This window comes from Anaerococcus hydrogenalis (genome assembly GCF_002871895.1).
Lineage (GTDB): Bacteria > Bacillota > Clostridia > Tissierellales > Peptoniphilaceae > Anaerococcus > Anaerococcus hydrogenalis.
In genome coordinates this window covers 104,605-125,820 of the sequence record NZ_PNHP01000006.1, presented here as the reverse complement: position 1 = coordinate 125,820, position 21,216 = coordinate 104,605, and the positions used below count along the sequence as shown (strand labels likewise).

General features: G+C 30.7%; 14 protein-coding genes. 10 read left to right on the top strand and 4 right to left on the bottom strand.

The window, feature by feature from the left end; genetic code table 11:
• The 7 genes from CJ192_RS08305 to mgtE all read left to right on the top strand — a co-directional run.
• Positions 1 to 1,078: MiiA motif-containing surface protein (locus CJ192_RS08305; RefSeq protein WP_180960899.1), on the top strand; the 1,078-nt coding region annotated here is incomplete at its 5' end.
• 645 nt (positions 1,079 to 1,723) lie between these two features.
• The gene (locus tag CJ192_RS08300) at positions 1,724 to 7,444 is read left to right on the top strand and encodes a MiiA motif-containing surface protein (RefSeq protein ID WP_180960898.1); all 5,721 of its coding nucleotides are present in this window, start codon (positions 1,724 to 1,726) and stop codon (positions 7,442 to 7,444) included.
• Positions 7,445 to 7,650: 206 nt separating this feature from the next.
• The gene (locus CJ192_RS08295) at positions 7,651 to 8,307 is read left to right on the top strand and encodes a response regulator transcription factor (RefSeq protein WP_102198447.1); all 657 of its coding nucleotides are present in this window, start codon (positions 7,651 to 7,653) and stop codon (positions 8,305 to 8,307) included.
• A gap of 128 nt (positions 8,308 to 8,435) precedes the next feature.
• Positions 8,436 to 9,620, top strand: coding sequence for a HAMP domain-containing sensor histidine kinase (locus tag CJ192_RS08290; protein WP_244897302.1), 1,185 nt, complete (start codon positions 8,436 to 8,438; stop codon positions 9,618 to 9,620).
• A 32-nt stretch (positions 9,621 to 9,652) separates the two neighbouring features.
• Positions 9,653 to 10,237: a DJ-1 family glyoxalase III gene (locus CJ192_RS08285; protein ID WP_004818592.1), complete on the top strand. Its 585-nt coding sequence runs from the start codon at positions 9,653 to 9,655 to the stop codon at positions 10,235 to 10,237.
• Between the two features lie 151 nt (positions 10,238 to 10,388).
• A complete protein-coding gene (locus CJ192_RS08280) occupies positions 10,389 to 11,591 on the top strand; it encodes a S41 family peptidase (RefSeq protein WP_004818605.1) in 1,203 nt (400 codons plus the stop codon).
• 4 nt (positions 11,592 to 11,595) lie between these two features.
• Positions 11,596 to 12,954, top strand: coding sequence for a magnesium transporter (gene mgtE / locus CJ192_RS08275; RefSeq protein ID WP_102198445.1), 1,359 nt, complete (start codon positions 11,596 to 11,598; stop codon positions 12,952 to 12,954).
• Positions 12,955 to 13,417: 463 nt separating this feature from the next.
• Here mgtE and CJ192_RS08270 read toward each other — a convergent pair whose 3' ends face one another.
• The 4 genes from CJ192_RS08270 to CJ192_RS08255 all read right to left on the bottom strand — a co-directional run bounded on the left by CJ192_RS08270 (position 13,418) and on the right by CJ192_RS08255 (position 18,142).
• Positions 13,418 to 14,662: a YkvI family membrane protein gene (locus tag CJ192_RS08270; protein ID WP_004818678.1), complete on the bottom strand. Its 1,245-nt coding sequence runs from the start codon at positions 14,660 to 14,662 to the stop codon at positions 13,418 to 13,420.
• Between the two features lie 79 nt (positions 14,663 to 14,741).
• Positions 14,742 to 15,674, bottom strand: a complete 933-nt coding sequence (locus tag CJ192_RS08265) for a 1-phosphofructokinase family hexose kinase (protein WP_004818644.1) — start codon at positions 15,672 to 15,674, stop codon at positions 14,742 to 14,744.
• Between the two features lie 45 nt (positions 15,675 to 15,719).
• The gene (locus CJ192_RS08260; protein ID WP_004818581.1) at positions 15,720 to 17,099 is read right to left on the bottom strand and encodes a UDP-N-acetylmuramoyl-tripeptide--D-alanyl-D-alanine ligase; all 1,380 of its coding nucleotides are present in this window, start codon (positions 17,097 to 17,099) and stop codon (positions 15,720 to 15,722) included.
• Positions 17,096 to 18,142, bottom strand: coding sequence for a D-alanine--D-alanine ligase family protein (locus tag CJ192_RS08255; protein ID WP_004818583.1), 1,047 nt, complete (start codon positions 18,140 to 18,142; stop codon positions 17,096 to 17,098). The genes CJ192_RS08260 and CJ192_RS08255 overlap by 4 nt, the downstream gene beginning before the upstream one ends.
• 171 nt (positions 18,143 to 18,313) lie before the next feature.
• Between CJ192_RS08255 and pepD the strand changes: the two genes are divergently transcribed.
• The 3 genes from pepD to sufC all read left to right on the top strand — a co-directional run bounded on the left by pepD (position 18,314) and on the right by sufC (position 21,216).
• Positions 18,314 to 19,732, top strand: a complete 1,419-nt coding sequence (gene pepD / locus CJ192_RS08250) for a beta-Ala-His dipeptidase (protein WP_102198444.1) — start codon at positions 18,314 to 18,316, stop codon at positions 19,730 to 19,732.
• A 251-nt stretch (positions 19,733 to 19,983) separates the two neighbouring features.
• Positions 19,984 to 20,250, top strand: a complete 267-nt coding sequence (locus tag CJ192_RS08245; protein WP_004814944.1) for an HPr family phosphocarrier protein — start codon at positions 19,984 to 19,986, stop codon at positions 20,248 to 20,250.
• A gap of 234 nt (positions 20,251 to 20,484) precedes the next feature.
• Positions 20,485 to 21,216 (top strand): Fe-S cluster assembly ATPase SufC, encoded by a 732-nt coding sequence (gene sufC, locus CJ192_RS08240; protein ID WP_004814941.1) that lies wholly within the window; start codon positions 20,485 to 20,487, stop codon positions 21,214 to 21,216.

Genomic DNA, 21,216 nt, shown 5'->3' with positions numbered 1-21,216 from the left:
TGACCCATCAAACTTAACCGATGAAGAAAAAGGTAAAGTAGAAGACGCAGTTAAAAAAGCAAATCCAAACCTACCAGAAGGTTCAAAAGTAACAGTAGGCAATGACGGAACAGTAACTGTAACAGACAAAGATGGCAAAGAACTTGGAAAATTAACACCAGATAAGACAGTTAAGAAAACAGGTGAATCAACATCAGTAGATAAAAAAGCACTAGAAGCTGAAGCAGCTAAAAAAGACACAACAAAAGCATCAGATAAGTACAAAAATGCAGACCAAGACAAAAAGGATGCATACGACAAAGCACTAGCAGATGCTAAGAAAGTTCTTGAAGATCCAAATGCAAGCCAAGATGATGTTAACAAAGCTAAGAAAGCATTAGAAGAAGCAGAAAAAGCACTAAATGGTAAAGCTAGCAAAGATGCTGATAAGATTAGTCCAAATCTTCCTGGAAATACTAAAGTAGGAAATAAAGATAAACTTACAGATGAAGAAAAATCTAAGATTGCTGATAAGATTAAAGAAGCAAATAAAGATAAATTCCCAGTAGGAACAAATATATCAGTAGATGACAAGGGTAATGTAACAATCACATACCCAGATGGATCAAAAGATATTATCCCAGCTGAAAAATTAGTAAGCGAAAAATCAAAAGCTAGTACACCAGCAGAAAATACAAATGCAGAAAACAACCCTGCAGTAAATCCTGGTAAAATTGTAGTTGATGATAAAAATAATCTTACAAATAAAGAAAAATCTAAAATAGCTGATAAGGTTAAGAAAGTAAATCCAAAAGCAAGCAAGATTGAAGTAGCAAATGATGGATCTGTAACAATCACATATCCAGATGGATCTACAAACAAAATTGCAGGCAAAGATTTAGTAACAGAAAAAGCAAAAGGCCAAGGAACAAGAAAAGCACAAGTAAAAGCTAATGCAGATAATGATTTACACAAAGTAAAATATGTAAATCAATCAACAAATGTAAAAACAGGAATAGAATCACAAGCAGGAATAATAGCAACACTATTAGCATCAGTAGGTGGACTATTTGCAAGCAAAAAAAGAAAAAATAAATAAGTAGATAATATCTATTAAGTTTATTAAAAGAAAAAGGCAAGCTTTAAGGCTTGTCTTTTTTTGTGGAAATGTTTAGGTTTTTAGATAAGAAATAATTAAATTTAAATATATAGATGATATTATTTTGAAAGAATAGCTAAAGGAATAATTTAAAGTTAAGCGAAGTAAAAGAAAGAGATCTCTCGACTTCGCTCGAGATGGGTGATTACTTTATGTATTTAATAGCTGGAGGAAATATTAGATTTTAATATGAAAGAGGATTATATCTATTCGTAGGAAAAAAGAACTAGAAAAGCATCAACCCCATCTCGAGCGAAAGAAGTGAGTCGAGAGATCTCTTTAATTATGTAAGTCATAAGATAAATTCAAACTTAGGAAAATTTTATGCAAGTGATCTCTCGACTACTAAAATCAGTTTTCTTCAAAAACTTTTTCGTGCTCTAGCACTAATTTTTAGGGATAATTATGTAAAATCAAGGCATAATTATCGGCTCTGGATGGGTTTATTTTGTATTAATATATTTCATATGGTCTTTTTCATTTCATATATATTTCATAAAACTATATTACTATAATAACATTGAAATTCAAAATCTAAGTATATACTTATTCAATTTAGTACAGCAAATTATTGAAAGGATGAAAATGAAAAATTCGAAAAAGTTTAATGAAATTATTAGTAGAAAAAAATCTTTAGAATCAAAAAAGACTCCTAAGTATGGGACAAGAAAGTTATCTATTGGTCTTGTTTCTTGTATGTTAGGTTTTTCTTTGATTATTGCTCCATCTTCTTCAAAGGCAGATATTGTGAAATCTAATGAGATTGAGTCAGTTGATAAAGTTCAAAATCCAAGTTTGGATGAAAGAAAGGTAGAAAACTCAGAAGTTAAGGAAGATTTGAATGATGAAAATTCAAATGATTTAGCTGGGGATGAGTTATCAAATGAAAAACCAGAAGAGAAAAATGAAGAAGTTTCAGATTTAAATCAAGATAAAAATGATGAGAAAACTCTTGAAAATGAGGAGAAAAAGGAAGAAAAAAAAGAAAAGGAAGAATTTTCTTTAAATGATGCGCAAATTTCAAGATTAAAGGATGCAGGTTTTAGCCAAGCTGAAATTGACCTTGTTGTTGAAAATATTAGGGCAAAAATTTCTGAAGATTCAAATTTTGATGTTGATGCTCATTTAGATAGTGTCATAAAAACTAAAAATGAAGCAAAAAAATCTATAGCAGATGAGGATAAAAAAGTTAATGATCAAAACAGGTCAATCCAAGAACGTTCTGCTGATATTGAAGAAATTCAAAAAGGTGCAGTTTATTCGCCAGGTCAAGAAGGAGACACTCAATCCTATTCAGGAACAGCCTATATTTACAGGAAAAATAAGTTAAATGATGTGGGAAAGGAAACTCTTAGTGGGGTAAATGTATACCTTCAATGGGTTGATTATGATGGATATGTTTCTAAGGTTTATAAAACAACAACAAGACCTGATGGAACTTTTACCTTTAATTTCCAAAAACCAGAAGTTGATAAGTATGGTAATGTTCACCATTTCCAATTAGCAGCTAATCCAAATTTTGCTATTAGAACTTGGGTTGAAAATCCAGATCCTGAAAAATATAGCGTGGTAAAACCGGGAGACCAAAAATACGGCTTCCATAAAAGGTTGGATAGGACAAATGAGTCTTGGGATTTTACTGCGGGAATAAATAGGATTGTTGGAGGTCAAGTTGCCCTTCAAGAAAAACCAATGCAAAATGATTGGTTAGTAAAACCAAAAGATGAATGGAGCAAGGCTCCAAGTTCAGATGGCATTTGGGAAAATCAAGGAATATACGGTAATGTTCGTGGTCAAGTTTGGTTTGAAAATGGAGATCCAAAAGGTTCTGATGCTCGTGGTTGGAAAAAAGATTCTTGGGATGTGAATGCAACAGGAAATGAAATTGTAGGTTCATATGTAAATGATGAAGTGGCTCGACTATTTGATAAATGGAAAGAAGATCACAAAGACTACAAGATGGAAGATTTTAGAAAAGCTCAAGAAGAAATTATTAGAGACTATGAAGCTAAAAATGGAAAAGGAAGCCACATAGCAGAAACTGTTTATACTAAGGTCGATAAAGATGGAAATTATTATCTTCCATTTAGGGGACTTTATGGAATAAGCCCATACAAACAAAATTCAGGAGCAAAAATCTCTCATACTATTTCTGATGAAGAATATGGAAAACTTGTAAAGGATGAGGATATTACTCATTCAAATCTTATGGCATGGAATGGAACCATTGGTCAAAAACACCGTCATATAAATTGGCAATATATGTATGTGTCTCCTCTAATCAAACGCTATAATATGTGGGGAAATACTTCAGCTAATAATATGTTCAATGATCTATCTGGAACCTTGCTTCCAATAGGACCAGAAAGTCTTGCTGGTGGAAATATTAGAAATGTAAATTTTGCACTCTTGGCAGCTCAACCAATGCATGATATAAAAGATTATGACACACAAGATAATTATGCAAAACCAGGTGATATCGCTGAAAATGAAAGCAGCGGCCTTCTTCCAAACCATGAGTACCAAATCCAATGGTTTAAAGATGGAAAAAAATATGGGGATCCAATCAAGGTAACAAGTAATGAAAAAGGATTAGTAGGTTCAAATCCATTAACTGTCCCACAAGATTTAACAGGTCCTCATACTTTTACATCGGCAGTTTTTTATGCAAATGCAGATACAAGTGATTTGGGAACAGCCCTTGCAGCAGATTCTTTTATCGCAAGCCCTGATGCAAGCTATGATATGGTTGAAAAGAAAATTGGAGAAGAGGCAAAAACAGATCCTCCTAAGTTTGTTGATAAAAATGGAAATAAATATAGTCCAGATTTTTCAAAAGAACAACCTACTTTTGAATATGTAGAAAGAGTTGAATCAACAGATGAAAATGGACAAAAGAAGGTAGAATATAAGCCTCTTACTACAGTAAAAGTTGGAGATAAAGAAATTAAAGTTTCAGTTGATCCAAAGACAGGTGTTGTAAAGGTAGCTCCAGAAGAAACTGCTAAATTAAAAGACGGAGACCAAATAAAGGTTCCTGTTTCTATTAAATTTAATAATGGATTGAGGATGAATGCTGAGGCTCTTATTAAAATTGCCGATCCAGAATCTATGGCAGCAAATAATGAAGTTAAATATGAAGATAGCAAGGGAAAAGTTGGGGAAGAATCTAAAGTAAATCCTAAATTTACTGATAAAGATTCAAAAGAGATACCACTACCAAAAAATACTAAATTTAAATTAGGTGATAAGGCCCCTGAAGGTGCAAAAATCGATGAAAAGACTGGTCAAGTAACCTATACACCAAATGAAAATGACAGCGAAAAAACTGTAAAAATTCCTGTTATAGTTGAATATGAAGATGGGTCTAAAGATAATACTGAAGCTAATATAAAAGTAGGAAAACAAGAAAAATCAAAGGCTCCAGAAATTAATAAGGTAAGTGAAGGCGATAGAAAAATCTCTGGTAAGGGAGTAGCTGGATCAAAAATTTTATTAACCAAGGCAAGTGATAGCGAAGGGGATATAATTTCAGAAGATATTGTAGTTGATGAAAATGGAAATTGGGAAATAGACCTTCCAGATGATATTATTTTGAACAAGGGTGACCAAATAAATGCAAACCAAATTGAAAAAGGTAAAAAAATATCAGACCCAACTGCAAGAGATGTAGATCCAAAAATTGAAGATAAGAATAATTTTGAACCAAAAACAAAAGATATTACAAAAGATTTTGGAAATCCAACAAGTGAAGAAGAGATAAAAAATTCTGTAGAAATTCCAAATTATCCAAAAGATAAGAAAAATCCAACTATTACTATCGACGATCCAAAACAAATTCCTGATGGAAAGAAAGCTGGAGATTATGAAGTTGATATTACTGTAAAATATCCAGATGGAAGCGAAGATAAAACAAAGGTTAAAGTAAAGGTTAAGGAAAAAACTCCTGAAAAACTACCGGATATTATAGATGTAACAGAAAATCCAGACGCAAAAACACCAGAAGGCTATGTAAGGGTAAGTTTTGAAGCAGGTGAAGGTACAGAAATTGCTAAGACAAAAATATATGATGTAAAAGAAGGAAAATCTTTAAAAGAAGAAGATTATCCTCAAGTCAAGGCAAAAGATGGTTATGAAAATCCTACTTGGTCAGTAAAACCAGGAGAAAAAATCACAAAAGAGAATGCTAAAATTGTAGCAAGTGCTAAGAAAAAACTTACTAATGCTGAAAAATATGAGCCAATTCCAAAAGATTTGACAACAAAATTAGGTCAAACTCCTGAAGCTGACAAGGCAATAGAAAATAAAAATGACCTTCCAGAAAATTCAAAATATGAATGGGTTAAAAAACCTGATGTAGATAAGGCTGGAGAAAGCTTAGGAAAAGTAAAAGTAACTTATCCAGACGGAACAAGCGATGAAGTTGATGTTAAGGTTACAGTAGTAGATGAAATAAAGGATAAGGATAAATATCCTGCACAAAATCCTACAAAGACAAAGGTTAATGATAAGGATAATCTAACAGAAAAAGAGAAAAAAGAAGTTGAAGCTAAGGTTAGAGAAAAAAATCCAAATGCCAAAGACATAGAAGTAGGGGCAAATGGGGATACAAGTATTACCTATCCAGATGGATCAAGAAATGAGATAGGTGGAAAAGAAACTGTTGAAGAAAAAACAAGAATCGATGATAGGTACAAAAATCCTGTTGATCCAAAAGATGAAAAACAATCAACTGGTGTAAGAGTTGTAAATCCTAATAAGGATGGGTCTACAAAAATAAGTGCCAAAGATGAGGATGGAAAAAATATTCCTGTTGAAATTGACAAGGAAAGTGGAGAAATTTTTGTAAAACCAGGTCAAGACGTAGATGGACCAATCACTGTTACAGTTGAAGATGAAGACTTTGATGGTGGAAAAAAGGATATAGAAATTTCTGTAAATGGTCACAAAAAAGATAGGGATGACAACAAAAAAATTGAAAAAACAGACGCAGAAAAAAATCCGGCTCAAGATCCAGAAAAGACAAGGGTTAAAGATAAAACTAACTTAAGTAAAGAAGAAAAAGATAAGGTAAAAGAAAAAGTAAGAGAAAAAAATCCAAAAGCCAAAGAAATAGAAGTAGGGGCAAATGGAGATGCAACAATAACTTATCCAGATGGATCAAAAAATAAAATACCAGGAGAAAAAACTGTAGAAGAAATTACAGACGCAGAAAAAAATCCAGCTCAAGATCCAGAAAAGACAAGAGTAAAAGATAAAACTAAGATAAGTCAAGAAGAAAAAGATAAGGTAAAAGAAAGAGTAAAAGAAAAAAATCCAAAAGCCAAAGAAATAGAAGTAGGGGCAAATGGAGATACAACAATAACTTATCCAGATGGATCAAAAAATAAAATCCCAGGAGAAAAAACTGTAGAAGAAATTACAGACGCAGAAAAAAATCCAGCTCAAGATCCAGAAAAAACAAGAGTAAAAGATAAAACTAACTTAAGTCAAGAAGAAAAAGATAAGGTAAAAGAAAAAGTAAAAGAAAAAAATCCAAAAGCCAAAGAAATAGAAGTAGGGGCAAATGGAGATACAACAATAACTTATCCAGATGGATCAAAAAATAAAATCCCAGGAGAAAAAACTGTAGAAGAAATTACAGATGCTGAAAAAATTAATCCAAATATTCCTGAAAAAACTGAAGTAAATGATAAAAATAACTTGACTGATGAGGAAAAAGGTCAAGTAAAAGACAAGATAATAAAAATAAACAAGGATAAGTTCCCTGAAAATACAAAAGTTGAAATAGGAAAAGATGGATCAGCAAAAATAATCTACCCAGATGGTTCAGTAGATGAAATCTTAGGAAAAGACCTTGTAGAAGAAAAGAAAAATCAATCAAAACCAGATTCTATTAATCAAACAGATGCTGAAAAATTCCCTCCAGTAATTCCAGAAAAAAGTTTGGTCAAAGATAAAAATAATTTGACTAATAAGGAAAAAGAAGAGGTAAGCGATAAAATTAAAAAGGCTAATCCTCAAGTAGAAAAAATTGAAATTGATAGGGACGGATCAGCAAGACTCTACTATAAGGACGGATCTGTAAATACAATAAAAGGATCAGACCTTGTAATAGAAAAAGAAAATATTAGTAAAGAAGGAGAGAATAAAAACAAGGATAGAAAATCTATCAAGACAAATCAACAAGCAAATAATAAAAATACAAATGTAAAAACAGGTGTAGAAAGTCAAATGACAGTAATAGCTAGCCTAGTAGGATCATTTATGGGATTATTTGCAAGTAAAAAGAAAAATAAAAAATAAAACTATCAAAAATATACTCAAAATAAATTTATACAACAAGATACAAGATAAAAAAACAAGCCATGAGGCTTGTTTTTTGTTGGTAAATTTTTAAAATAAGGATTTTTTCTTACTTTCATATACATTTCACAATAGTATATTATAATGAAAAAATTAAATATAGAATTTATTTTTTTTGCTATTGTATAATATTTTTAGGAGGACTTATGAAAATACTTGTTGTGGAAGATGATCAAATAATTAGGGAAGGAGTCTGTGAATTTTTGTCGGAGCTTTCTTATGATGTTGATGGGGCTTGTGATGGGCGTGAGGCTTTAGATAAATTTTCTAATAATTCCTATAATTTACTTATTTTAGATATTCAAATTCCCTTTATAAATGGACTTAAAGTCTTGGAAGAAATTCGTAAGACAAGTAGGATTCCGGTTTTGATTTTGACAGCCTTTGATGATGAAGAATATAAAATTAGCGCCTTTACTAATCTTTGTGATGGTTATATGGAAAAGCCATTTTCGCTTTCTCTTTTAAAGCTAAGGGTGGAGTCTTTGCTTAAAAGACATTATGGGGATAGGGAGATTTTTGAGTACAAGGATGCAAAAATAAATTTTTCTTCTTATAAGGCAACTTATAGAGGAGAAAATATAGATATGAATGCAAAAGAATTAGAGATACTCAAATTTTTGTTGGAAAATGAAGGCCTTGCTCTAAGTAGGATGCAAATTATTGAAAATGTTTGGAAAGAAAGTGACGAAATTCCTTATGATAGGGTTATTGATGTTTATATTAAACAATTGAGAAAAAAATTGGGACTTGATTGTATAAAAACCATAAGAAATGTAGGCTACAAATTGGAGTTAAAATGAAAAAATTAAAATTGTTTCCTCAAATTTTTATATCTACTTTTAGTATTTTCCTCATCCTCATAATTTTAATTCACCTTGCTATTTATTTGATATTTCCATGGATGTATTTTGATTCTAGGAGGGAAAATTTGTCAAAAATTGCAGATAAGGTATCAACCAACCTCCAAGGAAAAGAAATAGATTTTGTTAAGGATGATTTAGAAATTATATCAAAATCTTTTCCTATAGATGCATCTTTTATGAAACTTGACAAGCTAAGGGATGTAAAAATAGAAGATGATCCAGGTATAAATTTTAATAGCTACAACAATTCTTTACTTATAGAAGAAAGGGATGTAAAACTTAATAACAATGAAAATATTAGGATTAAATTTGTATCCACTATTGATTTGAAACAAGAAGGCAAGGAAATGAGTCTAAGCTTTTTGCCCCTAACTCTTTTCGTTTCCCTAATTTCATCTGCTTTAATTTCTTTTTTTCATGCCAAGAAAATTTGTAAAAATATAAATCAGATTAAGGATGCCTTAAAGAGCATGATGAGTTTGGATAAGGATGCTTGTCTTGAAATTGACGGCAAGGATGAGGTTGAAGAATTAAAATATTATGTCAATATTATGTATGAAAGCCTATTAAATTCGATCGATAGTTTGGCAGAAAAAAACAAGGAGATTATAAAGCTTGAAAAATTAAAGTATGACTTTTTTAAGGGAGTTGGCCACGAACTTAAAACCCCCTTGGCAAGTCTTAAAATAATTTTGGAAAATATGAAATATAAGGTTGGAAAATATAAGGATAGGGATACTTATATTGATAAGTCCTTGGAATTAACTGACCAATTGAGTGAAAATATCAGCTTTTTACTTGCTATTTCTACAATTAAAGACTTTAAAAATGATGAAGAAGACCTCTTTATAGGCCATATTTTGGAAGAAATAATTGAAAAGTACAAAATAATGGCAAATGAAAAGAAAATTAAAATAGAAAATTATATTAAAGATGAAAAAATTTATATTGGGAAAAATGCCCTCAAAATGGTCTTATCAAATCTAATAAGTAATGCCATAAAATATAGTAAGATAAACAGTCAAATTGAAATAGGGGCAAGAAATTCCTATTTTTATATAAGAAATACCATGGAAAAAGATTTTGATATAGAAAAAATTAAAAATATTAACTTTGATATTAATAAGGAAAATAGCAAGGGATTAGGCCTTTATATTGTGAGAAATATTTTGAAAAATTATGAAATTCCGTATAAAATAAAAAAGAATGAAGAGGAATTAATTTTTTATATAAAAATTTTTGATAAGTAAGATGGGTATATATTTTTTGTAAGGAGGAAGTTATGGATAAAGTTTTAGTATTTTTGGCTGATGGATTTGAAGAAATTGAGGGCCTTACTATTGTAGATTATTTGAGAAGGGTTGATATTTCTTTAGACACAGTTTCAATAAAGGATGATTTGTACGTAAAAGCAGCCCATGATGTAATTATTAAGGCTGATAAATCAATCGATGATATTAATTTGGATGATTATACTGCCCTTTATATTCCAGGAGGAACAAAAGGAGCCGAAAGATTAAGGGATGATCAAAGGGTAATTGATATAGTTAAAAAATTTGATCAAGATAAAAAGATTATAGCTGCAATTTGTGCAGGACCAATTGTTCTTGAAAGAGCAGGTATTGTTTCTGATAAAGCTGTGGTTTCTCATCCAAGTGTAGAAGATAATCTTAAAAATATTGGGAAATATGAAAAAGATGAGCTTGTAGTCCAAGATTCTAATATCTTAACATCAAGAGGAGCTGGGGCAAGCATATACTTGGCCTTAAAATTGATTGAGAAAATTTCTGGAAAAGATATAAAGGAAAAATTAAAACCAGGCATCCAACAAGATTTTATTGAAAATTATTTTTCTTTTAAGTATTAAAAAATAAGCTGGAAAGTTATTTTCCAGTTTATTTTTTTAAAAATTTTCCTTTATTTAAAAAAAGCTCTGATTGTGTTAAAATAGAAGAATACTGAGAAGTATTTATTATAATAAAAGCCTTAATTTTAGGCTTTATGTAAGTGGAGGTATTATGAAAAAAATTGGTAAGGTTTTATTGGCCTTCTTGCTGGTAATTGGTATTGGATTTACAGGTTTTACCCTTGGTAAAAATTCTTCCAAAGATAGCCCCCTATTATCACAAGAAAACCAAAAACATATGGCTCAAATGGAAGCTATGAAAGAGTTAATAGATGAAAATTTCCTTTTCGATTATGATGAAAAACAATTGTATGACGGATCTTTGAAGGGAATGTTTGAGAATTTGAAAGATCCCTATACAGCTTATTATACAAAAGATGAATTTGAAAAGCTTATGGAAGGCGTAAACGGAAAGTATGCTGGAATTGGAGTTGCTGTTCAAGCAAGCGATGAAGGTTATATTAAGGCGATTTCTGTTTTTGATGAATCTCCTGCAAAAAAAGCTGGTATAAAAGTTGGCGATTATATTACAAAGGTTGATGGAGAGAGTTATTCTGCTGATCAACTAGAAGAAGCCGTTTCAAAAATCAGGGGAAATGTCGGAGAAAAAGTAAAAATCACAGTTTTAAGAAAAAATGACAAAGAAAAGGCTGAGGAGAAAGAAATAGAAGTCGAAAGAGCTAATGTAAAAGTTGATACTGTGGATAGCAAGGTAGTAGAAAAAGATGACAAGAAAATTGGTTATTTAAGAGTTAAAGAATTTGAAGATGTAACCAAGGAAGAATTTGCCAAAGAATTAAAGTCTTTAAAAGATCAAAATGTTGACGGAATAGTTATGGATCTTAGAAATAATCCTGGAGGAAGTCTTGATGTATGTCTTGCCATTGCTGATACATTTTTGGATGAGGGAGTAATTGTTTCAACTGTTGATAAAAAAGGTAAGGAGATAGTTGAAAAAAGTGATAAGGATATGGACAAGACTCCTATGACTGTCCTTATTAATGAAAATTCTGCCTCAGCATCAGAAATTTTGGCAGGTGCTTTTAAGGATAGAGGTAGGGCAAAAATTGTCGGAAAAACTTCTTTTGGTAAGGGCATAGTTCAAAAACTTTTCCCACTTGAAGATGGATCTGGAGTAAAAATTACAATTAGCGAATATTTTACTCCAAATAAAACAAAGATTCACAAAATAGGTGTAAAACCAGATATAGAGGTTGAAAATAAAGATAATGATAGCTTAGATATAGAAAATCTTGATAAGGACGATCAATTTAATAAGGCCATGGATACATTATTAGAAGAAATTAAGGGGTGATATTATGAACAGCTACAATAGCGAATTAAGGATAAAAGAGCTAAATGAACTTTTAGAAAAAAAAGATATTACTGCTTTGAAGGATTCTTTAAGAAGGACAAACCCAGTAGACATAGAAGAATTTATGTCTGAGCTTGATAATGAGCAAAGTTTGATCGTCTATAGACTTCTTAGAAAAGATGATGCTGCAGAAGTATTTGCAGAATTAAAACATGATGGCAAGCACCGACTTCTAACATCAATCACAGACCCTGAGCTTGATGCAATTGTAACAGCCTTAAACTTTGATGACGTGATTGATACCTTGGAAGAAATGCCGGCAACTGTTGTAAAAAGAATTTTGAGAAATTCTGATTCAGAAATGAGAAAAAGAGTAAATCAATTCTTACAATTTCCAGAAGATTCTGCTGGAAGTTTGATGACAACAGAATTTATAGAAGTAAATCCTCAAATGACCTGCCAAAAAGTTTTGGAAAGGATAAAAAGAGTAGGAACAAGTAGTGCAACTATTTATACTTGCTATGTAACAGATAAAACAAAATCATTGTTGGGATATGTTTCTTTGAGAATGATTGTAACAAGTCCGTCAGATACAAAAGTAAAAGACTTAATGTACGAAGATGTAATCAGCGTTGAAGCTTACGAAGACCAAGAAGAGGTTGCTAAAACTTTTAGAAGGTATGGTTTTACTGCCCTTCCAGTTGTAGATAGCGAAAGAAGATTAATAGGGATAATCACAGTTGATGATATCATGGATGTAATGGAGTTAGAAACAACAGAAGACTTCCAAAGAATGGCTGGTACAACACCAGATGAAGAAGAATACTCAACAACATCTGCCTTAAAACTTGCAAAAAACAGATTGCCTTGGTTAATGTTTTTGATGATTTCTGCATCATTCACTTCAACAATTTTAAAATCAAGCCAAAAAGTAATAGAATCAATAATTGCCCTTAACATGTTCATTCCAATGCTAACAGACTCAGGTGGAAACGCAGGAAGCCAATCATCAACCTTAGTTATCCGTGGTATGGCAACAGGAGATGTAGACTTAAAAAATTGGTTTAAAGTTGTAGGAAAAGAATTTGAAGTAGGTGTAATAGTAGGAGTAGTTATGTCACTTCTAGCATTTTTAAAATGCTTATTATTTGATGGAGTTGACATGGAAGTTGCTGCTATAGTTGCAATAACAATTTTTGTAATAATAATTATAGCAAAAGTTGTAGGTGCCCTACTACCAATGGGAGCCAAAAAATTAGGATTTGACCCAGCAATAATGGCAAGTCCACTAATAACAACCATAGTAGACTCAATAGGATTAATTTGCTATTTTGAAGTTGCAAAAATAATTATGGGAATATAAAAAAGCTTACTTTAATTAGTAAGCTTTTTTATTTGATAAATTAAGTAAAAAAGATATCTCTTAACATGATTTGTTAAAGATTAAATTTAAACTTTAGAATTATATAATGCATGAGATCTCTCGACAAGCTCGAGATGGGTAACTATATTATTTTTTTAATTTCTGAAGAACTTAGAGATTCTATGATTATATTTTTTAAAATAAGTAAATCATATCTTACAATACTTACTATAGTGAGTATATTTTATAAATTTCATTCAAAACTTATTTAGTATTAAATTACTTTAGTCATTAAATCCAAAAAGAATTAACCCATCTCGAGCCTAGTCGAGAGATCTCTTAAATTGTCTTTGCTAAATTTTAAATTTATTTTCAGATTTACATAAGCAATCTAATCTTTTTTTTAAATATAGCAAAAAAATACTGGATAAGAAAATCAATCTTCTTATCCAGTCTAATTTTATTATTCTTCGCTATTTTCTTCTTCTAATTCTTCTTTTATTTCTTCATGAACTGCTTGTTTTATTTCTTTATTATCTATAATGGATTTTTCTGCAAGTCTATTTAGCTTATCTTTTTCCATTTTTCCGAAATCTTCAAACTCGTCTAGTTTTCTTCTTGTTAGGACAGAAATTGCAAATCTTCTTCTCATTTCACGCTTTATTTCTTCTTTTTCTCTAAACCAAGCTATTACCAAAATTATGGTAAGGGCAAGTCCTAGGTAGCCTAAGATTGGGTATAGGATTGACATTAATTTTTTAAAGCCCATAAAGGAAAGCCCAAATCCTATTAGGGTAAATATTACTAGATTTCTTCTAAATTTATTTTCTGTATTTGAAAATCTTCTTGCTGCTGAATAAAATAGGGAAATTGATGAGTTAAAAATCATTCCGAAAATTATTAGTGACATCAAAAGTCCAAGAATTGGATGAATATTTTGCAAAACAACTTGCATTGGTATATCTGAATCTTTTACCATTGGTAGGGTGAAAAATAGGGTAAATCCAACAAGTGCTGTAAGGATTGCAACCATTAATCCCCCAAGCATTCCCCCAAGTCCTGCTTCTGCTGAATCGGTTTTACTACCTCCAAGAACAAAGGCCATGGAAATTCCACTTATCATACATAAACCAAAATAATTTAAGGTAGATAGGATAGGATTTGGTAGGGGAGATAAAACGGATTTTCCAATTTTATCTAAACTTTGCCAATCAGGACTTATTGTTATGAATGTATAAATTGATCCAACAACTGCAAATAAAATTATTAAAGGTGTAAAGGCACCTATTACTTGAGTAACCTTATCAAAGTCTAACATTCCTATAAAAATAATTAAGAGTGTACAAATTAAAGAACCTACCCAAGGCTTAAAGCCAAATTGTTGGTTTAAATTTGATCCAGCTCCTGCAATCATAACAAAGCCCATCAAAAAACAATTTATTACCAGGGCCCAATCCATAAATTTTCCTATATACTTATTTGAAATTTCATCTATTACATCGATATGACTTTCTGCAAGATAATGTGATCCTAGTTGAAGTATTATTCCTCCAACTAAAATATGAAAAATTCCTATAAATCCTAGACCAAATAGTCCAGAAACTCCAAAGGACACAAAATATTGCATAAGTTCTTGACCACTGGCAAGTCCTGCTCCGGTCAATACGCCTACATAGGCTAGCATTATACTTATAGTTTTTTTATTCATTATTTCTCCTTTTTACTTATTAAATAAAGCTTTTTTTCTTTAAAAAATAAAAGTGCTGGACTTACCAACACTTTTATTTTTAAGAAAATTGGTTAATTACAACTTTTGGTATGATTTTTTCTATTTCTTCTCTTGTTGGAAGGTCTAGAACTTCTGCAGTAGCTGTTGCAGCTGCTACTGCTACCTTGTAAGCCTCTAGGGTATCGCTTGTTCTTGCCAAAGTTCCTATAAATCCACTAATCATAGCATCACGACAAGCAACTGAATTTACTACTTCGTTTATGTGGATTTCTTCTGAAATGTATGAATGTCCATCTTTTGAGAAAAACATTGATCCTTTTTTACCATAAGATACTATGGCATTTTGGGCTCCCATTTCAATTATTTTTTTACCGTACTTATCCATATCTTCAATTGTTTCGATTTTTTCACCAAAAATTTCCATCAAGTCGTCTACATTTGGTTTTACAAGGATTGGTCCTTCTTTTATAACATCTGGCAAATATTTTGCAGGAATATCTGCTATAAAGTTTGCCTTGTTTGCCTTTGCTATTGAAACCATTCTTGAATAAATATCTTCATCAGCTTTTTCTTCCATTGGAGGAATTGACCCACCCATAACAATGGTATCTCCTTCTCCAACTCTAGATAAATAATACAAAAGTTCATCTACTTCATAGTGACTTATATTTGGTCCTTTTGAATTAATAGTTGTTTCTTCATTGTTTATAAGAAGTTTTATATTAGTCCTATTTGCTTCTTCAATTTCTACAAAATCTGTCATGATATTTTCTTTATCAAGCCATTCTTTGATGAAATCTCCTTGGTGACCACCTATAAATCCTGTTGCTACAGTTGGAATTTGTAATTGAGAAAGAACTCTAGAAACATTTAGGGCCTTTCCTCCTGGTAGGGTAAATTCGTCTGTAACATGGTTTTTATTACCAATATTAAGGTTTTTCACTTCCAAAAATACATCCACAGATGGGTTTAGTGTAACTGTGTAAATCATAATTCCTCCATTAATTTAATCTTTTCTAATCTTTTTTTAATTTTTTTATACCCTAAAATCGTAAATTGCTTCTATAACTTCTTCCATATGAAGCCCTCTAGATCCTTTTACAAAAACCAGAGTAGATTTTGTTATTAGAAGTTTTAATTTATCGATTAGGTCGTTTTTGTTTTCAAAGTAGAAGCTTCTATCTTGTGGGAAATTTTCTAAACTGGCCCTATACATTTCCTTGCAAAGAGGTCCAAAAAATAGGCAATAATTTATTTTTTTTGGATCAATATCAAGGCCAGACTTGTAGTGGAGATTTAATTCATCATCCCCAAGCTCAAGCATATCTCCCAAAACTACAATTTTATTTAAGTATCCATCCAAAAATCCAGCAAGCTCAAGACCTTGTTTTAATGATTGAGGATTTGATTTGTAGGCATCATCAAGAATGTCAAAACCATCTCTTTCAATTAATTCATTCCTATTGGCATTGTTTGATGATTTTGAAAGCCCCACTTTAATTTGATCATAAGATAGGTCAAATAATTTTCCAATCAAAACTGCTAGGGCACCATTGTAAACTTGGTGGGAACCTAGTAAGGGAACTGAATAATTTTCATCCTTGTAGGAAAAATTTGTTGATGTACTTGTATATTCTTTAGCTTCAACCTTAAAATCAACCTTATCTCCCATACCAAAGGATATAGTTTTTTGTTTTATCTCATATGATGGTAGGACTTTTTTTAAGATTTCATCATCGCCATTATATAAAAATATTCCATCATCTTTTAGGCCTTCAAGAATTTCAAGTTTTGCCTTGGCAATTCCTTCCCTTGTTTTTAATTTTAAAAGATGGGCATCACCGATATTTGTAATCATTGCCATATCAGGCCTTGCTATATTTGTCAAAACAGAAATTTCTCCAAAATCATCTGTTCCCATTTCAACAACTCCAATATCAGTATCTTCTGAAAAATCTAAAATTGTAAGAGGGACTCCTATTTCATTGTTTAAATTTCCATGAGTTTTTTCTACCTTATATTTTTCTGATAGGACTGAATGGATAATATTTTTGCTAGTTGTCTTACCATTTGAGCCTGTTATAGCTATAATTTTTATATCAAGCTCTTTTCTATAGGCCCTTGCAAGATCTCTTAGGGCTTTTTGTGTATCATCTACTATAATATAAGGAATATTTATTGATTTTGGAATTTTAAAATTTTTGTCAATCAAAAAGGCAGGTGAGCCTGCATTTTGACATTCTTCAATAAAAATTCTTCCGTCAAATTTCTCCCCAACTATGGGAATATAGAGCATATCTTTTTTTATAGTTCTTGAATCGATTGATACACCCTTGATTTTCACATGGCCATATTCAGGATCAGAAATTTCCCCACCAAGCATTTTAGAAATTTGATCTAAGCTTCTTTCAATCATTTAAATCTCCTTTTTTGAAAACTTTTAAATCCTTCTTCAATTAACATATCTAAAATTTCTTCAAATTCAAGATTAAAGCTAATTTTACAAAGTCTTGCAAAAAATGAAGTAGGAGTAAAACCTGGGAAGGTATTAATTTCGTTTATATAAAATTTATTGTCTTTTAAAAATATATCAACCCTTGCAAAACCTTGACATCCACAAGCCTTGTAGCATTTTTTTGCAAATTCTAAAAGTTCTTTTTCAAGATTTTCATCAATAGGATAAGGAAGCTCTTCCTTAGTAGATTTGTCAAAATATTTTGCATCGTAATCAAGGAAGGTGTGGTCTGTTGTGTAAGCACCAGGTTTTGATGCCATTAATTCATTTTCACCAATTATAGCAATTTCAACTTCTTGACCAATTATTGCTTCTTCAACTAAGATTTTCTCGTCATATTTTAAGGCTTCTTTTCCAAATTTTAAAAGCTCTTTTATATTTTCAGCCTTATTTACACCAACAGATGATCCGTTTGCTGATGGTTTTACAATCATAGGAAATTTAATATATTCTTGGCATTTTTTTGCAAAATCTTCATTAAAAGTTTCTTCCTTTGCATAAAGGTACCTAGCTTGAGATAATTTATTTTTTTCAAAAATGTCATTTGCAGTAACCTTGTCCATACAAACTGATGATGATAAGAGGCCATTTCCTATGTAGGCCATGTCAATTGCATCCAAAAATCCTTGAATTGTACCATCTTCACCATAAGTTCCGTGAATACAAGGAATGATTATAGTATTATCCTTATCCTTATCTTTTAATTCTAAAAGAAAGTCAGAAATTGATTCTAGAATATTTTCCTTACAAGTCTTTACAAGATCAAATTCATCATCTGTATCTATAAAATCAAAGGCCTTTGAAAACCTGCCTTTTTTGTCAACATATACAAGTTTTAACTTATATTTTTCTTTGTTTAAATTTTTTGAAATATTAAGGGCACTTCTTAAAGCTATATCATGCTCGCTTGAAGGTCCACCACATAATAAGTAAGTATTAATCATTTGTCTCTCCATCTAATTTTATATAAAAATTTTACTACATATGAGAAATTAGAGCAAATAAAAGGCAAATGAAATATGAAAAAATAAATATTTCATAAGATTATTTTAATTTTATATTTTTATTTTCCAAAACGAGTATAATGTTTTTAGAAAATAAAAATAGGAGGGTTTATGCAATACGAAGATTTACAACCAAAAGAAGTTTTTCATTGGTTTAGAGAAATATCAAATATACCAAGAGAAAGTGGAAATGAAAAAGGAATTTCAGATTTTTTAGTTAATTTTGCAAAAGAAAGAAATTTAGAATATTGGCAAGATGATGTTTTAAATGTATATATAAAGAAAGAAGCAAAAAAAGGCTGTGAAGATTATCCAGAAATTTTACTTCAAGGCCATATGGATATGGTAGCTGTAAAAGAAAAAGATTCTGACCATGATTTTTCCAAAGATCCTATAGAACTTCTTGTAGAAGGAGATTGGGTTACAGCAAACAAAACAACCCTTGGAGCTGATGATGGAATAGCAGTAGCTTACGCTCTTGCAATTTTAGATAATGATGAAATTAATCACGGACCTATAGCAGCTTTGATTACAACAGGCGAAGAAACATCAATGGTTGGTGTAAACAATCTCGATACTAAAAAATTAGGAAATCCAAAATATCTTCTAAACATAGACAGTGAAGAAGAGGGGATTCTTACAATAGGCTGTGCAGGTGGAATGGATATTAAATTCTCTTTTGAAAAAGAATACGAAAAAGCAAATGGAGAATTCATTTCAATAGAATTTAAAAATTTCCAAGGTGGCCACTCAGGAATGGAAATTGATAAATTTAGACTAAATGCAATCAAAGGCCTTGTAAGAGTAATTGACACTCTTGATTCATATAAAATTGCAAAGATTGAAGGTGGGGTAAAAAGAAATGCCATCCCTTCTCATTCATTCGCAATAGTAGAAGTAGAAAATGCTAAAGAAGCAATTAAAAAATTAGAAGAAGTAAAAGAAAATATCCTACATGAATACAAAAATTCAGATCCAAATGGACAAATTATAATAGAAGAATGCTCTTATGATGGGGAAGTTTTCACAAAAGAATTATCAGAAAAAATTGTAAATTCAAACCTAATTGTGGCTGATGGTCCTGTTAAAAAATTTGATGGATCAATGGTTACAAGTTCAAATCTTGGCTTAATTGAAGAAGATGAAAAAAATATAACATTTATAGTTCTTGCAAGAAGTGAGCTAACAAGTGCAAAAAGATTTAGACGTGATGTTATAAAAAGACAAGTTGAACTTTTTGGAGCAAAAGTTTCATCTGATAATGAATATCCAGGATGGGAAAGAGAAGATAGCGAATTATTAGAAAAAATGGTAAAAGTTTGGGAAAATTTATATGGTAAAAAACCTGAAATTTTAACAACCCACGGTGGACTTGAATGTGGACTTTTAAAACAAGATATGAAAGAAACTCAAATGGTTTCATTTGGTCCTGAAATCGAAGGAGCTCACTCACCAGAAGAAAGAGTAAATATAAAATCAACAGAAAATAATTATAAATTCTTAATAGAATTATTAAAAGAGTTAAGATAAAACAAAGAGGCTTCGGCCTCTTTTATATTTATATAAATAATATGTATAAAACAAGCTTGTTAATTTTCTATTTCATGTTATAATGTTTACAGAAAGGAAATCATTTTCTAAAATTTAAGATAATTTATTGTCGAAGTAAATCGTTGTATTATTATGGGAAAACGTGTATAATAAATATAGCGAGTTAAGGTCTTGAGTTTAAAAAATATATACTGATAATATTTATTTATCAACAAAAATATGGAGGAGTTATGTACGAGGAAAAAGTCACATTAGTGAATGAAATCGGTTTACATGCAAGACCTGCTTCTATTTTTATTAGAGAAGCTGTTAAGCATGGATGCGATATAAACGTAGAAAAAGATGGCAGAGTTTATAATGCCAAATCAATTATGTCCGTGCTTTCAATGAGCGCTGGCAAGGGTGAAGAAATTACTATAAAGGCCCAAGGTGAAGGCGAACAAGAAGCTGTAAAAAGCTTGGTAGATTTAATAGAAAATGAACTAACAAATTATTAGTTGAAAATAAACATATTAAAAATAAAATAATTACTTAGAAGAACACTTTTAGTAAAAAGTGTTTTTTATTTGTGAAAATTTTTAAAATTTTACTGAAAAATAAGAACAATAAATTTAAGATGAAATCTTTTATCAGATGTTAGGATTTCAAGTTTTGACAATCCGTACTAAAGTAGTATACTTTTTATTGGATATAAGATTTATTTTTTCGAAAATTATAAGAAGAGGTACAAAATGAAAGAATTATTAAAAGTTGAAAATTTACATGTTTCAGTTGGAGATACTGAAATATTAAAAGGAATAGATTTAAAGGTAAATGCTGGGGAAGTTCATGTAATAATGGGTTCAAATGGATCAGGAAAATCTACATTTATGAATTCAATCATGGCTAATCCAATTTACGATGTAACAGAAGGAAAAATATTTTTTGAAGGAGAAGATATAACAGACCTTACAACTGACCAAAGAGCAAGGGCTGGAATTTTTATGTCTTTCCAATCACCAGATGCAATAAATGGTGTAAAACTTAGAGATTTCTTAAAACAAGCTAAAGAAGAAGTTACAGGTAAAAAACCATCAATTTTAGGCTTTAATAAGGAACTTAAAAAAGAAATGGATGATTTAAAATTATCTGAAGAATATGCAAATAGATATGTAAATGTTGGATTTTCTGGTGGAGAAAGAAAAAAATCAGAAATTTTACAACTTAAAATGTTAAATCCAAAACTTGCTATGCTTGACGAAACTGACTCAGGACTTGACGTTGATGCAGTAAGAATTGTAAGCGAAGGAATCAAAAATTATTTAAGCGAAGATAATGCAGTAATAGTTGTAACTCACCACAATGAATTATTAGAAAATATTGATGTTGATTATGTTCACGTTTTAAAAGATGGAGTAATCAAAGAAACATCTGATGCAAGCCTAATGGAAAAAATCGAAAAAGAAGGATATGAGTGGGTTTAA